At 69.2% G+C, this 13,287-nt stretch carries 22 protein-coding genes; 13 read left to right on the top strand and 9 right to left on the bottom strand.

Features of this window, described 5'->3' with window-relative positions:
• Positions 1–13 precede the first annotated feature (13 nt).
• Positions 14–187 carry a CsbD family protein gene (locus EDD90_RS14825; RefSeq protein WP_123973470.1) on the bottom strand — a complete coding sequence of 58 codons (174 nt, stop codon included), beginning with the start codon at positions 185–187 and terminating at the stop codon, positions 14–16.
• Between the two features lie 1,156 nt (positions 188–1,343).
• On the opposite strand from EDD90_RS14825, the gene EDD90_RS14820 reads away from it, so the two are divergent.
• Together EDD90_RS14820 and EDD90_RS14815 are read left to right on the top strand one after the other, a co-directional pair.
• A complete protein-coding gene (locus EDD90_RS14820; RefSeq protein ID WP_123973469.1) occupies positions 1,344–1,901 on the top strand; it encodes a hypothetical protein in 558 nt (185 codons plus the stop codon).
• Positions 1,902–1,939: 38 nt separating this feature from the next.
• Complete coding sequence (locus tag EDD90_RS14815) at positions 1,940–2,419, top strand: hypothetical protein (protein ID WP_123973468.1); 480 nt, start codon at positions 1,940–1,942, stop codon at positions 2,417–2,419.
• Positions 2,420–2,652: 233 nt separating this feature from the next.
• Here EDD90_RS14815 and EDD90_RS14810 read toward each other — a convergent pair whose 3' ends face one another.
• Together EDD90_RS14810 and EDD90_RS55435 are read right to left on the bottom strand one after the other, a co-directional pair.
• Positions 2,653–3,618 carry an SRPBCC family protein gene (locus tag EDD90_RS14810; protein ID WP_123973467.1) on the bottom strand — a complete coding sequence of 322 codons (966 nt, stop codon included), beginning with the start codon at positions 3,616–3,618 and terminating at the stop codon, positions 2,653–2,655.
• A 3-nt stretch (positions 3,619–3,621) separates the two neighbouring features.
• The gene (locus tag EDD90_RS55435; RefSeq protein ID WP_185149095.1) at positions 3,622–4,455 is read right to left on the bottom strand and encodes a histone protein; all 834 of its coding nucleotides are present in this window, start codon (positions 4,453–4,455) and stop codon (positions 3,622–3,624) included.
• A gap of 253 nt (positions 4,456–4,708) precedes the next feature.
• Here EDD90_RS55435 and EDD90_RS14800 point away from each other — a divergent pair, with 253 nt between their 5' ends.
• Genes EDD90_RS14800 through EDD90_RS14765 form a run of 8 tightly spaced genes read left to right on the top strand, consistent with a single transcriptional unit; the run spans position 4,709 to position 8,475 of the window.
• Positions 4,709–5,059: a gas vesicle protein gene (locus EDD90_RS14800; protein WP_123981270.1), complete on the top strand. Its 351-nt coding sequence runs from the start codon at positions 4,709–4,711 to the stop codon at positions 5,057–5,059.
• Positions 5,060–5,089: 30 nt separating this feature from the next.
• On the top strand, positions 5,090–5,572 hold the full coding sequence (locus EDD90_RS14795) for a gas vesicle structural protein GvpA (RefSeq protein ID WP_185149094.1): 483 nt from the start codon (positions 5,090–5,092) through the stop codon (positions 5,570–5,572).
• 27 nt (positions 5,573–5,599) lie between these two features.
• Positions 5,600–6,313 (top strand): GvpL/GvpF family gas vesicle protein, encoded by a 714-nt coding sequence (locus tag EDD90_RS14790; protein ID WP_123973466.1) that lies wholly within the window; start codon positions 5,600–5,602, stop codon positions 6,311–6,313.
• Positions 6,314–6,323: 10 nt separating this feature from the next.
• Entirely contained in the window at positions 6,324–6,566 is a 243-nt protein-coding gene (locus tag EDD90_RS14785) for a gas vesicle protein GvpG (protein WP_123973465.1), read from the top strand.
• A 39-nt stretch (positions 6,567–6,605) separates the two neighbouring features.
• Positions 6,606–7,013, top strand: coding sequence for a gas vesicle protein (locus tag EDD90_RS14780; protein WP_123973464.1), 408 nt, complete (start codon positions 6,606–6,608; stop codon positions 7,011–7,013).
• Positions 7,006–7,836 carry a GvpL/GvpF family gas vesicle protein gene (locus EDD90_RS14775; RefSeq protein WP_123973463.1) on the top strand — a complete coding sequence of 277 codons (831 nt, stop codon included), beginning with the start codon at positions 7,006–7,008 and terminating at the stop codon, positions 7,834–7,836. Before EDD90_RS14780 ends, EDD90_RS14775 begins: the two co-directional genes overlap by 8 nt.
• Entirely contained in the window at positions 7,833–8,081 is a 249-nt protein-coding gene (locus EDD90_RS14770; RefSeq protein WP_123973462.1) for a gas vesicle protein, read from the top strand. The genes EDD90_RS14775 and EDD90_RS14770 overlap by 4 nt, the downstream gene beginning before the upstream one ends.
• Entirely contained in the window at positions 8,065–8,475 is a 411-nt protein-coding gene (locus tag EDD90_RS14765) for a gas vesicle protein K (RefSeq protein WP_123973461.1), read from the top strand. Before EDD90_RS14770 ends, EDD90_RS14765 begins: the two co-directional genes overlap by 17 nt.
• A 100-nt stretch (positions 8,476–8,575) precedes the next feature.
• On the opposite strand, the gene EDD90_RS55430 is transcribed toward EDD90_RS14765, so the two are convergent.
• The 6 genes from EDD90_RS55430 to EDD90_RS14745 form a co-directional block, all read right to left on the bottom strand.
• Positions 8,576–8,731: a DUF6131 family protein gene (locus EDD90_RS55430; protein WP_185149093.1), complete on the bottom strand. Its 156-nt coding sequence runs from the start codon at positions 8,729–8,731 to the stop codon at positions 8,576–8,578.
• An 88-nt stretch (positions 8,732–8,819) separates the two neighbouring features.
• Positions 8,820–9,428, bottom strand: coding sequence for an alkaline shock response membrane anchor protein AmaP (locus EDD90_RS14760; protein ID WP_123973460.1), 609 nt, complete (start codon positions 9,426–9,428; stop codon positions 8,820–8,822).
• A 31-nt stretch (positions 9,429–9,459) separates the two neighbouring features.
• A complete protein-coding gene (locus EDD90_RS14755; protein WP_221305109.1) occupies positions 9,460–10,173 on the bottom strand; it encodes a DUF6286 domain-containing protein in 714 nt (237 codons plus the stop codon).
• A gap of 52 nt (positions 10,174–10,225) precedes the next feature.
• A complete protein-coding gene (locus tag EDD90_RS14750; protein ID WP_123973459.1) occupies positions 10,226–10,639 on the bottom strand; it encodes an Asp23/Gls24 family envelope stress response protein in 414 nt (137 codons plus the stop codon).
• Entirely contained in the window at positions 10,636–10,806 is a 171-nt protein-coding gene (locus EDD90_RS55425) for a hypothetical protein (protein ID WP_185149700.1), read from the bottom strand. The genes EDD90_RS14750 and EDD90_RS55425 overlap by 4 nt, the downstream gene beginning before the upstream one ends.
• Before the next feature lie 81 nt (positions 10,807–10,887).
• On the bottom strand, positions 10,888–11,376 hold the full coding sequence (locus tag EDD90_RS14745; protein WP_123973458.1) for an Asp23/Gls24 family envelope stress response protein: 489 nt from the start codon (positions 11,374–11,376) through the stop codon (positions 10,888–10,890).
• Between the two features lie 157 nt (positions 11,377–11,533).
• Here EDD90_RS14745 and EDD90_RS14740 point away from each other — a divergent pair, with 157 nt between their 5' ends.
• From EDD90_RS14740 to EDD90_RS14730, 3 genes are read left to right on the top strand one after another with little or no spacing between them, the layout of a single operon-like run.
• Positions 11,534–12,109 carry an RNA polymerase sigma factor gene (locus EDD90_RS14740; RefSeq protein ID WP_185149092.1) on the top strand — a complete coding sequence of 192 codons (576 nt, stop codon included), beginning with the start codon at positions 11,534–11,536 and terminating at the stop codon, positions 12,107–12,109.
• Positions 12,100–12,774, top strand: coding sequence for a hypothetical protein (locus tag EDD90_RS14735; protein WP_123973457.1), 675 nt, complete (start codon positions 12,100–12,102; stop codon positions 12,772–12,774). Before EDD90_RS14740 ends, EDD90_RS14735 begins: the two co-directional genes overlap by 10 nt.
• Complete coding sequence (locus tag EDD90_RS14730; protein WP_123973456.1) at positions 12,774–13,142, top strand: hypothetical protein; 369 nt, start codon at positions 12,774–12,776, stop codon at positions 13,140–13,142. Before EDD90_RS14735 ends, EDD90_RS14730 begins: the two co-directional genes overlap by 1 nt.
• Positions 13,143–13,287: the final 145 nt, after the last annotated feature.

Below are 13,287 nucleotides of genomic sequence, written 5' to 3'. Positions count from 1 at the left end.
AGCATCTGCCCTGTCAGTGCTTGAAAACGTCCTTTGTCTTCTCCTTGGCCTGACGGGCCGCACCCTTCGATTTCTTGGCCTGCCCTTCGGCCATCATCCGCTCGTTGCCGACGGTACGGCCGACCGCCTCCTTGGTCTTTCCCGTGGTCTCTTCGATCTTGCCCTTTGCCTTTTGCCCTGCGGCCATTTTCGTTCACTCTCCTGGGTCCGTGGGGAAATCGTGTACTCATCCCGAGTACCCCCTGTCGGGCAGTAAAACGGGGTGGGGGAAAGCAGTCAGTCTGGACGAACAGGTGCGAGAAGCGCTCCGAGCGGGCCGAGGCCCGGATCGACGTCCTCCATGGTCATTCCGTAGCCGGCGCGCAGGTCGGACCTGCGGCCGTGGAGGATCAAGAACGCGGCCCTGATGGACACGGCCGCGACGGACACAGGGGGCGCCGGCGGCGGGTTCTGGTGACGGCCGGCCCCAAAGGCGCGGGCAAACGGGAAAGCCTCCGTATGCCGACGGCCTTTCCGTCATGCCGTTCCGCGTAGCCGAGAACGCGGGTGCCCTAGAAGCGGCAACCGGCGGTCAAGAGGTGTCTTCGGTCGGGACCTCGCGCTCGTCTCCCTCCTTGGCCTTGGCCTTGTCCCGGGCATCTCGCGGTGTGGGCGCGGTGACGTTCCGCTGCTCCGCGGACCGTTGTCGCGTCTCGTCGTCTTTCAGAGGCGCTTCTTTGTCACCAGGGGTGTTCATGAGATTCCCTCTCTCGGGGTTTGGGTCGAAGGCTGTGTCGCTCAGACGTGGACGCGGTTGAGCGGGCCTATGCCTTGTGCTGTACGGCGCGGCGTGCGGGGTTACCCCGTTCCCGCTCTACCGCCTTCGGATCCTTTTCGTCGGACTTCGCTTGCACGCCGTCGGCGATGCGCTCGCCGATGACTTCGTTGATGTTCGACCGGTACGTGAAGGCGTGTTCGAGGTGCCGGGCTGTGCTGCCCCCAGTCGTCTATGCGGCGCGGGTGGTCTCGTCGCCCGCTTCCCGGCCGGGCGGGGCTCTTCACCGGAGCGCCGGCCCGCAGTGGCGCCGTACTCCTGCCGGCATGCGCCGCCCATCGGACAGTCAGGTCGGTGTCGGCTTCGGTGGCCGACTCGCGGCCCGCCATGCGAGTGACCCCGCGCAGTCGGGTCAAACGTCGTCCGGACGGACCGCCTTGGAGGCATGCCGACCTCGGCCTGTCCGGCCCACGCGCGCCCCGCCGGGCCCTGGGCCGCCGGTCGCCGAAATTTCTGCACGCCTTGGGATATTCAAGGTGAAACGGGTACCCGGCGCGATATCGATCAATTCGGAAAGGAGGTCGGTCCGATGTCTACCGGCATGCTTCTCGCGATCGTCATTGCCGTCGTGGTGGTCGTCGTGCTGATCGCGCTGGCCCTGACTTTCTTCCGGCGACGCAGGGCTCTGCGTGAGCGGTTCGGCCCGGAGTACGAACGGACGGTCGACGATGCCGACAGCAGACTCGCCGCCGAGCGCGAGCTCAGCACGCGCGAGAAACGCCATGACAAGCTTGACATCAAGCCTTTGCCCGACGGACTCCGGGAGCGCTACACCCGGGACTGGGACGACGTACAGAACGAGTTCGTGGACCGGCCCGAGGACGCTGTGCACGACGCGGACCGGCTGGTGACGTCACTGATGCAGGCGCGAGGCTATCCCACCGGGAGTTACGACCAGCAGCTCAAGGATCTCTCCGTGGAACACGGCCGCACCCTCGAGCACTACCGGACCGCACACGAGATCGACCTGTTGAGCACAGGCCACAAGGCCACCACCGAACAGCTGCGCAGCGCCATGGTGCACTACCGGTCGCTGTTCGACGAACTTCTCCTCGACGGCGGCCAGACCCCCCACGCCACGGCCTGACACCCGAGCGGACAGGAACCGACGGACACGGAGTTGACATGCAACGCAACGAAACACCGCACACGGCCGACACCGGGCTGTCCACCGAGGACCTCGTGCGGCCTCGCGAAACCGACGCAGCACCGGACAGCACCTCGCCGCCCCCGGTCTCCCCCGGCGAGAGCGACGAGAAGACCGACCTGAACGACGTCGCGGCCAACGACACGGACACCCCGGTGACGGAACCACGGACCGGCGACGCCGACGAGATGCCGCAACTGCTGACGACCCAGGACGAGGAGGACTTGCGCAAACGCTGGGAGAAGATCCAGACCGCCTTCGTCGACGACCCTCGCAACGCAGTGCAGGCCGCGGACAGCCTGGTCGCCAACGTCATGCAGACGCTTGCCACGACGTTCGACGAGCACAAGAAGGAACTCGAAGTTCAGTGGAACCAAGGCGGGCACGCCGACACCGAAGCCCTGCGTACAGCCCTTCGCCACTACCGCTCGTTCTTCAACCGCCTGCTGACCACCTGAGGAGAAGCCCGCCCGACGACCTGCCGCCGTTTTCCTCGGCGCCCCCTCGTGGAACAGGATCCCGTCGAGCAGGACCGCGCCAGGCCCCATGCCTGGCGCGGTGGTGATCGGCGCCGGGCCCAATGGGCTGGTGGCGGCCAGTCTGCCGGCGGATGCCGGGTGGAGCGTGTCCTGCGCCGGGGTGGGCGGCCGCGGAGGCGATCGCCTGGCAGCACAAGTCCTGGTGTGCCGCGTCAGCGCTCGTTCCCGTCGGCCTCCTCGTCGTACTCGTCCTCCGGCTCCTCTTCCTCGTACTCCTCTCCTTCTTCCGCTTCTTGGTCGTCGGACGCCTCGTCGTCTTCTTCGTACTCCTCCTGCTCCTCGCCCTCCCCTGCCGCTTCCTCCTCTTCCAGTGCCTCCTCGTGGCTGCGGACGACCTCGCCGTCGCGGATCTCTCCGCGCCAGCCCTCGACTTCCTCGTCGGCGAATGTGACGTAGCGCTGGAAGTTCTTGAAGTCCAGCCGCAGACGGCGGCCTTGGGCGCGCCACAGGTTGCCGGTCTTCTCGAAGAAGCCCGAGGGGTAGTACTCGACGACGAGCACGATGCGCGTCAGGGTGGGCGTGAGTTCGTGGAAGCTGACACACCCGTGAGTGGTGCCTTTCGCGCCCTCGGAGCTCCATACGATGCGCTCGTCCGGCACCTGCTCCTCAACTGACGCCTTCCAGCCCCGAGTCGACGGACCGACCTTCACCTTCCAGGTGCTGGCGACCTCGTCGTTCTTGGACACACTGCGTACGCCTTTGGTGAAGCCGCTGAACTCCTCGTACTGGGTCCAGTAGTTGTACGCCGTGCGGATCGGGACACCCACGTCCAGCACTTCGACGATGTTCATGACCTTGGTGCTGCCGGCCTTGCCACCACCTCCTCCGCCGAAAATGCCTTTGACCTTGCCCATCACGTTGTCCTTGAGCCTCTTGGCCTTCTGACCCACGAATGCCTTCAGCGGGGAGTCGCCCTGGAGCATCCGGCTGCCGACGCCGGCGAGTGTTCCCCCGTTCTCGGCCACGTCGAGAAGCTGGTCGGTGACATCCCCCAACTTGTCCCCTGCCTTGTCGGCGAGATGTTCCATTTGGGCGCCGAGGTAGTCGACGAGTTCTTCGCGCAGCAGGTCCAGACCCGAACTCGTTTCGTGGTTGGTGTCATGCACTTTGCTGGCCATGGCCTACCTCCGCCGCGCGGTCGTCTTCTTGGCAGCGGTCTTCTTCGCCGGGGCCGTCTTCCTGGCCGGGGCCTTCTTCGCGGCCGTCCTCTTCGTCGGAGTCTTCTTGGCAGCGGGCCTCTTCGCAGCGGCCTTCTTGGCGGGACGCGGAGCCTTCTTCGCAGTCTGCTTCGCCGGCGCCGCCTTCTTGGCGGGGGGCCTGTGTGCCGCGGTCTTCTTCGCCCGGGCCGCCTTCCTTGCAGGAGCAGCCCTCTTGGCGGCCGCCTTACGGGGGGCGGGTTCGTCCGGGCGCTTCCTCGCCGCGATTCCCGTCCGCCGGCGGCGACGCTGCGGCGGTTCCTCCTCGGCCTCTTCCTCGGCTTCTTCCTCTTCGGGCTCCTCCTCCTCGGGCTCTTCCTCCAGTTCTCCCTCCGGCTCTTCGTCCTCACCCTCTTCCGCTTCCTCTTCCTCCTCGTAACGCCCCTCGCCCTCCTCCGGCTCCCCCTCGTCCTCCTCGTATTCGTCCTCGTCCTCTTCGTCCTTCTCCTGACCGATGCGCAGCGTCCGCTCGTGGAGCGAGTCGGCGAGGTCGGAGAGGCGGCGATCGGCAGCGGCTGCCAGGGCTTGGCGGCCGGCGCCCAGCAGTTCGCCGCGCACCTGCTCGTTCAACTCGGCGACCCCCGGCACTTCACCGATCTTGCGGAGTCCGGTCGTCAGCAGCTGCTGAGGGTCGAGACCAAAGCGGCGGCCGGCAAGGTAAGTTGCCACGGTGAAGGCAAGGCGTGCCTTCTTCGTACGTCCGAGCACATAGCCCGCTGCGACGGCGGCGGCGAGGCCGACCTTGGTCGTGTCGTTCATGAGCCGGTTCCCTTCACAAAGGGCAGATGGAAACGCCCGCGTCCGGACCAACGCCCCGGTCCCGAAACCGTGATGGAGAAAGCGGATCGCACGCTTACCGTGCCTCACTGCCCGCTGTGGCGCAGACACACCATGCAACCACCGGACAGGTCCCCGCGAAGCCATCCACGCTAGGGCGATATGTATCCCTATGTGATGAAATTATAGGGTTGATGGATGGAATATGGCGCCCGCTCCGACCATCGGAGAGATCATGGTCGCACCAGAACCCCGGAGGCGATCCAGCGCTCGGAGCCGCGGCTCCGACGGGGATGGCACGAGCGGTTCCCGTCGCCGCTCCGGCAAGGGCAACGTCGGCTGGGCCATACGCTCCGCCGTCGGACAACTCCAGGAGTTGCTCGGCCGTGCCCCCGAGTCCGTCTCGGCAGTGAAACCGACCGAAACCGGTTGGGAAGCCGATGTCGAGGTACTCGAATTGGAGCGCGTCCCCGAAACCACCAGCGTGATGGCCACCTATCGAGTGACGCTCGACGAGGAAGGCGATCTGGTGGGATACGAACGGAAGCGCCGCTATACGCGTGGCCAAATCGACCGGCGGGGCTGAGGCAGCGCAGCCGGTGTGAAGGGAGGCACCATGACAGTGGTGCCGCAAAGTGGAGGCGGTGTCGCTCGCGGTGGCGGGACCAGCAGCCTCTACGACGTCCTGGAACTCATTCTCGACCGCGGGCTTGTCATCGACGTGTTCGTCCGCGTGTCGCTGGTGGGGATCGAAATCCTCAAGATCGACGCTCGCATCGTCGTGGCCAGCGTCGACACCTATCTGCGTTTCGCCGAGGCGTGCAACCGCCTTGACCTCGAATCCGGGAGGAAGGCACCCGCCCAGCTGACCGACATCGTCGGAGACACGGTCGAGAGCGGAGCCAAAGGCAAATCCAAGGGGGCGCTCACCGGCGCGGCGGAAGCGGTCACCGATTCCCTCAAGGGGATCACCGGCCGTGACGACGCCGAAGAAGCCGAAGAAGAAGAGCCCGATGAAGAAGACGAGGGCAAGGAAAGGGAACCCGTGGAGAGGCGACGGCGGCCGGTTCGGCGCACCTCCCGACGCGAGCGCGAATGAGGCTCGCCGCGCGAGAAGGAATGAGCCATGGCCGTATACATCTACTCCATCACCGGCAAGCAGCATCCGCTCCGCCTCGACGGTCTCATCGGCGTCGGTGAACCCCCGGCGGGCCTGCGGACGGTGACGGCCGGACCGCTGTGTGCTGTGGTCAGCGACGCGCCGGAGGATCTGCGCCCCAAGCGCCGCGACGTCATCGCACACCAGGAGGTACAGGAGCGCCTCATGGCCGACGGCACCGTGCTCCCCATGCGGTTCGGTCTCATCGCCGAGAACGACGAGGCCGTCCTGGCGGCCCTGGAGCAGAATGCCGCGGACTACACGGACCGGCTTCAGGCGCTGGAGGGGTGCAGCGAGTACCACCTCAAGGCGTCGCAGGACGAGGACGCGCTGCTGCGGCAGATCCTGCGGGAGTCGGACGTGGCACGAGAGCTCAATGCCGAGATCCGCGGCGGCACCGCCGCCCCCGACGCGTCGCTGCGGCTCGGTGAACTGGTCGCCCAGGAGGTACAGGCACGGCAGGAGGCGCTGGCGGCGGGTGTGGTCGAAGCACTGCGTCCCTTCGCCCGGACGCTTGAATCGTCCCAGCCGACGGGTTCGGACTTCCTCAACGTGTCGTTCCTGGTGACCGAGGACCGGGAAGAGTCGTTCCTCACCACGGAGTTGAGCGTCGCCCATCAGATGGGCGACGACGTCGTCTTCCGGCTCAACGGCCCCCTGCCCCCCTACAGCTTCGTCTGAAGGAGTTCTCATGGGCCTGTTCACCCAGCTCGTCACCCTCCCCCTGGCCCCCGTGCGCGGCGTCGTATGGGTCGTGGAGCGGGTCCGGGAGGAAGCCGAGAACCAGTACTACGACCCAGCACCGGTGCACCGCGAACTCGCCGAGCTCGAACGTCTCCTCCTGGCAGGGGACATCGACGAGGAGACGTTCGACCGGCGCGAGGACGAACTGCTCGACCGGCTGGAGGAGATCCGTGCCTACCGGCAGGGCTGACACTCCTGATCCGGCACGAGGGAATTCGAGGCCGCAACCGTGACTGAACCCCTGGCCAACAGGCTTGGTTCGTACCCGTCCCGAGCGGCACCGCCCTATGGGCAGGGCTCCTCCGCCAATCTCGCCGACATCCTTGAACGGGTACTCGACAAGGGCATCGTCATCGCGGGCGACATCCAGATCAACCTTCTCGACATCGAGCTGTTGACCATAAAACTGCGCCTCCTGGTCGCCTCCGTCGACAAGGCGAAGGAAATGGGCATCGACTGGTGGGAGCACGACCCCGCGCTCTCCTCCCGGGCCAGGGGCGATCGGTCACTGGCCGAGGAGAACCGCCGGTTGCGGGCCGAGATCGATGCTCTCCGCCAGGGCGACGCCCTCCCCACGGGGGAGGAAGCGCCCCGGATCACAGGCGGCCGTCGCCGGGGAAGTGCTCGCGATGAGTGACCTGCTGACCTACGCGTATGCGGTGGTACGCGCCGTCGAGGGACTGCAGGAGGCGGCCGCGCCGCTCCGGGGCGTCGCCGACGCCCCGGTCGGGCTCGTCACCGAAGCCGGCGACGATCAGCTGGGGCTCGTGGTGAGTCATGTGCAGGCGCAGGACTTCAGGGAGGACGCTCTCAAACAGCATCTCGAGGACCTGGAATGGCTGGAGGCGGTGGCCCGCGCCCACCACGGCGTCATCGAGGCCCTGGCCGAGCGCACCACCGTCCTTCCCCTGCGCCTGGCGACCGTCTACCTCGACGACCAGCGGGCCCGGGTGGTCCTGGAAGCCGGGCGGACCGTGTTCGCCGAACGCCTGGCCCGGCTCTCCGGACAGGTCGAGTGGGGGGTCAAGATCTATGCCGAGCCGTCCGAGGTCCCCGCGGCCCCGGCCGTTCCCGCGGCGGACCTGCCCCCCGGGCGCGCCTATCTGCGGAACCGCCGGCAGCAGCAAAGTGTGCGCGACACCGTCTACCAGGCTGCGCAGCAGGCCGCCGAGCGGGTGGAGACCGCAGGCCGCAAGCACGCCTCCGACCGGGTACGGCACCGCGTACAACAGGGCTTTGTCGCCGAAGCGGCCGGCAGCGCCGCCCGCGCCGGCGAGAACGTGGTCAATGACGCCTACCTTGTGCCCCTGAACCGTTGCGACGACTTCCTGGCCGACGTGACGCATGCCGCCGACGGGCTGGACGGGGTACGGGTCGAGGCCACCGGCCCCTGGGCTCCGTACTCCTTCGCCACGCCACCCGGCGAATCCGGCGGTACCGCGGAGGGAGCCCTTCCGTGAGCACGCCCGACCCGCCATCCGAAGCGGAGCGCCTGCCTCAGCGGCAGGTCGCTCTCATCGATCTGCTGGACCGGCTGCTGACTGGTGGGGTCGTCCTCACCGGTGACGTCGTGCTGTCCATCGCGGACATCGATCTGGTCCGTGTCTCACTGCGCGCCCTGATCGTTTCCATCAGCGAGCAGAACCCCTCACCATGGACGAGCACCGGCCCGCTGCAAGGCGGCGACCATGACAGCCGAAGGTGAGAACCGGCCGCCGTCCCGCGCCGACGAAGTCGCGGAGGCCGCCGCCCGCGCCTTCCGGCTGCTGCCCGCCGCCCCACGCGACCTGGACCCGCCGGCCGGAAAGGGCCCGCGTTCCCCGGCCCGGCGGATCAGCTCCGACCGCGACACCGTCGAACGGGACCTCCTCAGGCTCGTCCTCACCCTTGTGGAACTGCTGCGCCAGCTCATGGAACGACAGGCCCTGCACCGCGTCGACCAGGGAGACCTCACCGACGAACAGGAAGAACGCCTGGGCGTGACACTCATGCTCCTCCACGACCGCATGAGCGACCTGTGCGCCCAGTACGGACTGACCATGGAGGACCTCAACCTGGACCTCGGGCCGCTGGGCACATTGCTTCCGCCCTCCGACTGAACCCCGGTGACTCTCGAGGGCCGAACACGAGACAGCGCCTGAGTCGACCGAAGCCGAGTCGGGCGCTGCACTGCGGGTCAGAGGGGTACCTCGTGGGCGATCACCAGTAGTGGCGTCGACCGGCGACGGCGTGTCCCATCCCGCCGACGATCCACAGGACGGCTCCGATGACCGCCAGGATGATGCCGATGGTCCACAGGATGGATATCCCGGTGACGAAGCCGACGACGAGCAGAATGATGCCGAGGATGATCATGGTTTCTCCATGGGGGAGTGGTGCCAGCGCCTCAGCGAACGGCGAGAGACCGTAAGAAGGTGTGACACGGGGGTGGGTGGTCTTCTCCTTACTCCGTGCGGTGCGGTTTGTGGCCGGCGACCTGAAGGCGGACCTCGGTGGGCAGGTGAGAGGAGCCGGTGGACCGACGGGCGGTGCGGAGCGGGCCTTCGCACAGGGCATCGAGGACGGTGCCGGGTGCCGCCTGAGAGGTGAGAGTGAGTCCGACGCGGGTGAGGGGGTGGGCGGGGCGGCCGGTGATGCGTACGGCCGTATGCTCCACGCCTGGCAGGGCACCGGCTTCGGCGGCGATCGCGTCGCTGAGCGCGCGGTCGAGCAGCTCGATGCCTTCCTGCGGGGGTGTGCCGCCGACGGGCAGTGCTCCGGGGCGGCGTCGGCGCAGTTGGGCGAGCAGCCACCACAGGGCGAGCAGGACGACGAGGACGAGGGCGGCGATGACCGCGGGCCACCACCACCAGCCCTGGCTGCTCCAGCGGGCCCGGTCGGCGGAGCCGAGCAGGACGTCGTCCGGGGTGGTCAGGGGCCAGCCGGCGGGCGGCACCAGATCGTGTCGCCGGTAGATGTCGAGCCCGGCGGAGAGGATCAGCAGACCGCCGCCGAGCAGTACCAGCCCGGCGAGGGCCAGCAGACTGCGGTTGACTACGGGTTGCGGCGTCATGGTGCGGGCTCCGGTGCTGCTGGGATTTCGGTCAGTCGGTGCGTCGCCGTACCCGTACGACGATGCGGGGAGGGCGGGCGAGGGCGAGTTGGCCGCGCTCGTCGTCGAGGACGGCGGTCAGGTCGTCCTTCACCTGCCGGGGGTCGCGGAAACGGACGTCCGCGCGGGCTTTGACCCGATGGCGGCGCACCCGGATGCGAGCCTTGCCGACCCCGGGTACCCGCATGGCGGCGTCGCGAATCAGATCGGCGGCGCCGTCCCGGTCCAGCGCGGCCCGCAGCCCGGGCGCGGGGGAGCGCAGGGGCAGCCAGTGGCGCAGGCCGGGAGTGAGGGCCAGCACGATCAACCAGACGCCGACGGCGGCCGCCACGGCGGCTCCCGTGAGCATCCACACGTCGTCCACCGGGCGGGTGGCCAGTTCGTCGGCCAGGTGTCGGCGCCAGGCTGCCGCAGGGCGTCCCGCCCGTACGGCGACGACGTCGACCAGTGCCGCGCCCGCCGCCACGAGAACCAGCGCGGCCACCAGTGCGGCCGGAAGACGGCGCGCGGACCACGGCCGGTGGCTTCGGTGCCCTCTGTCGTGCTCACCGGCCGTCAGGTTCGGTGGGAGCACGTCGTGTTCGGGTGGACCGGGCTCTGCCGGCTGCTCCCTCGGCTCCTCGGGCTCCTTTGTCAGCGGCACCGTGGCGGGGTGCGCGGACGGCGTGGTGCTGTGGGTGGGAGGGGCCGGGTCATCGGATGTCATTCCGGTCCTCCTTCCTGCGTGGTGTGACCGGTGGCACCGGTCACGGAGCGGCTCACCGGACCCGTCCCCGGTTCGCGCCGGCGGCGGTCACCAGCCGCCGGACCGTGAGCGTGACCTCTCGTACCTTCAGACCGGTCAGTTGAGCCACCCGTTCGGCGACGTCCTGCTGTATCCGTTCGCCGATCCGGGGGATGTCGGCGGGATAGGGCAGGTCCATGGCCAGGTGCAGGCGTACCGATCCGGTACGGGTGGCCGCGGAGGCGGCGGGCGCCGCCGGTCCGTCCCGGTCGGGCGGTACGGCGGCGCGCCGGGACTGGGCCGTGCGGGCGGCCTGGGCGGCGATACGGGCGACCACCCGGTCCGGTATGACGGTGGCGCCCCGCTCGGCCGGGGGCGGCAGGCCGCGGGCCCGTGCCGGTGGGCCGGACCCTTCGCCGAAGGACGGGCCATGGGGCCGGGTGTTCACCGCTGCCTCCGCGTATGGAGGTCGAGGTCGCCCTGCACGGCGAGGCCGACGATCAGCCCCGCCGCCCCCAGGACGAGAACGAGCAGGAATGCCCAGAAGCCGCCGAAGTAACCGGCGAAGCCCAGGGCCATGCCGGCCGCGAGGCCCGTCGTCGCTGCGTTCATCATGCACTCACCCGTCTCACGAGCGTCCGTGTCGCCGTGATCACCCGCTGATGCCCGAGGACACGGCGGTGGTCACGGCAGCGGTCACCGCACCCGGCCCTCGTCCGGTTCGGTCGGCCCCTCCTCGTCGTCGGGGAGGTGGACGTCGTCGACGACGATGTTCACCTCGACGACCTCCAGTCCCGTCATCCGCTCCACGGCGCTGATCACGTTGGTGCGTACGCCGCCGGCGACGTCGACGATGGAGACGCCGTACTCGACGACGACATCCAGGTCCACGGCGGCCTGCCGCTCGCCGACCTCGACCTTCACTCCGCGCGTGACACCGCCGCCGCCACCACCGGGGACGCGTTCCCGCATGGCCCCGAAGGCGCGGGCCATGCCCGCACCCAGGCTGTGGATTCCCGGTACCTCACGGGCGGCCATGCCCGCGATCTTGGCCACCACGCCGTCCGCGATGGTGGTCTTCCCCCGTGTCTCGGCCGGAGCCCCGGCCCCGGTACGGCCCTTCAGCGCGCTCACGCCCGCATCGGCCCGGCCGCCCCCGCTGACGCTGGTGATGTTGTCCGTCATGGCGGTCGCCTCGATTGGTCAGTGGGAGACACCTGTGCGGTGCCGTCGAAACGTTGGACACACGTGGCGGCGTACTTCTCACAGCCATCGTGTGTGATGTGCATCACATGACTCTGTGTGGGTACCTGCACGTTCCGAGCCCTGTGCGGGAGTTGTCATGATCGAACGCACCGCTTCGCCACGGCTGGAATGCGACCTGCCGGACGGACTGCTGGCCGTACGGGCGGCCGAGGGGGACGAGGACTCCTTCGCCGTTCTCGTCCGACGGCACAGCCGGTCCCTCCTGACCCTGGCCTGTTGCATGCTCGGCAACCCCCAGGATGCCGAGGACGCCGTCCAGGACGCCTTCGTCAGCGCCTGGCGGCGACTTCCGGAATACCGCCACAGCGCGGAGTTCCGTACCTGGATGTACCGGATCACCGTCAACCGCTGCCTGACCATGCGCCGGCGCCGGCTGTCGCCCCTCTCCCTGAACACCGTCGTCGAACCCGTGGCGGGCGACGCGTGGAGCCAGCCCGACCGGTCCGCCGAGCGGGACGCGGCCACCGTCGCCCTGACCCGCGCGCTCGCCGAACTGGACGCCGGGCAGCGGATCTGCTGGATCCTGAGGGAGGTGCAGGGCCTGCCCTACAGGGAGATAGCCCACATGACGCGGACCAGCGAGCCGACAGTGCGCGGCAGACTGTTCCGGGCACGCCGATCCCTCCAGGAGGCGATGGGCCCATGGCGCTAGACGACCCGCACACACGACCCCCCGAACCGCCGGAAGCCGACGGACCCCGCACCGGATCGGCCGCCGCCGACGTGCTGCCGTTCCCGGGGGACCAGGCGCTGCCCTGCGGCCGCCTCCTCAGCCGGGTCTGGGAACAGGCCCAGGACGAGGCGCCGGCCGCGGACCCGCACACCGTGTCCTGCCCGCACTGCCGCGAGGCCGCCGAGGGACTGGCCACGGTGAACGCGGCCACCCGGGCGCTACGCGCCGTGGACCCTCCCGGACTGCACGCACTCGCCGACCGCGTCATGAACGCCGTCAGGACGGAGGTCGGGCTGGGACGGCTGCTGCCCCTGGCCGACCCGGACCGGGACCTGCGGATCACCGAGAGCGCCGCGGCGAAAGCACTGCGGCAGGCAGCGGACGGAGTCCCCGGTGCGAGGGCCGCGACCTGCCGGCTCACATCTGCGGGCGAGGGCACCGACATCCGGGTGACCATGACCCTGGTCGCCATGCTCGACCGTCCGCTGCCCGAGCGCGTTCATCAGGTGCGGCGAGCGATCCTCCACTCGGCCGGTCAGGATCTGGGGCTCGCCGTGACGGCCGTCGACATCTCCGTGGTCGACGTACTGGAGCCGTGGCCGCCGCACCCTGGTGCCGGCATCCGGACTGGTGGGGGTGCGTGATGACCACCGTCGACCCGACCGCGCTCCTCGGCGTCGCGGCCGAGGCAGCCCTCGGGGTTCCCGGAGTGACCGGCCTGCAACCCCGACTCGCCCACCGCCTCGCGGCAGCCGCCGCGTCCACCCGGACGCACCCCGCATCCCACCGCACGCCGCCCGAGGCAGGCGTCCGCGCCGAGCGGGCGCCGGACGGCTCGGGATGGCACATCGAGGTGCGCTGCGTCCTCGCCGAGGGCCGGCGGGCGGTGGACGTCGCCCGCACCGTGCACGGCCGGGTGCGGACCGCCGTCATCTCCCGTCTCGCCGCCCCGGAACCGGTCACCGTCACGGTCACCGTGACCCGCATCGCCGCCCGGTACGACGAGCCGTGAGCGCCGCCCCCACGGACCGTCAGCGGTGCGATCGGCGGGCAAAAGTCCCTCGATCGAGCCGATGCTCACCGGTGCCCGGCAGGCCCTGTGCCGGGACGGGGCTCTGCGCCGGCCGATGGATCGCGGATCTGTGGAAGGCTTCCGC

The organism is Streptomyces sp. Ag109_O5-1, assembly GCF_003814875.1.
Classification (GTDB): Bacteria; Actinomycetota; Actinomycetes; order Streptomycetales; family Streptomycetaceae; genus Streptomyces; species Streptomyces sasae.
This window is presented reverse-complemented; position numbering and strand designations above follow the sequence as displayed.